1 protein-coding gene is annotated in these 899 nt (G+C 62.4%); it reads right to left on the reverse strand.

Translation table 11 applies throughout. The features are described 5' to 3' along the window. Positions 1–787 (reverse strand): recombinase family protein (locus tag IVB32_RS17815; protein WP_247410848.1); only part of this gene is annotated, 787 nt, incomplete at its 3' end. Positions 788–899: the final 112 nt, after the last annotated feature.

The raw sequence follows: 899 nt of genomic DNA on the forward strand, positions 1-899 counted from the left end.
TGTATCCCGCCGCCACAGCCGTCTTACCATAGGCATAGGCGCCGCCGTAGACCGGGTTCTCAATGATCCGGTGGATGGCGGAGTAACTCGGTCGCCGCCAGGCTGTGTCGCCGTTGGACTGCTTCACCGGTAGATCGAGATTGTACTCGTGAAGCCAGCAGAGCGCCTGTCGGGCACTGCCCAGTTCCTCGACCTTGTCGAACACCAACTGGATCGCTTCCTGGACGCGCCGATCCGGATCTTTCTCATAGCGGTCGCCGGCCTTCACGAAGCCGACGGGCGCCGCCACAATCAACTCGCCCCGGCGCGCCTTCTCATAGCGGGCCGAGAGCGAGCGCTGGCGCAACAGATCCAGCTCGTACTCGTTGAGGCTACCCTTGAGCCCGAGCAGCAGGCGGTCGTTGCCATGCCTTGGCGCATAGATAGTCTCCTGATCGACCAGAACGGTGTCGACCACGCGGCACATCTCGATGAGTTGCTGCCAATCCCGGCTGTTGCGAGCGAAGCGCGAGACCTCGCGGGCGCAAACCGCACCAACCTTACCGAGGCAAACCTCCGCTACCATCCGCTCAAAACCAGCGCGTTGTACCCCGCCGGCGGCTGAACGACCGAGATCATCGTCGATCACTTCGATCTCAGACCAACCGAGCGCAGTCAGCCGGTCCCGCATGGCGTATTGCAATGCGCTGCTCTCGCGATTGTGCAACACCTGATGTGCCGAGGATTGGCGCACGTAAAGAATCGCCTTACGCTCCAGATGATGAGGCCTGACCTTGTCAGAGATCATGATCGACCCCCTTCGCGGGCGGCGTCGCTGTCATCGCAGCATGGTCGAGGATCAACTGCGTCATCAGGCTTGTGAGGGCCGCCCGGGCTTCCGCCGGCAACTCCGGCCATGC

The organism is Bradyrhizobium sp. 23 (assembly GCF_023073295.1).
In the GTDB taxonomy this organism is placed as follows: domain Bacteria; phylum Pseudomonadota; class Alphaproteobacteria; order Rhizobiales; family Xanthobacteraceae; genus Bradyrhizobium; species Bradyrhizobium canariense_D.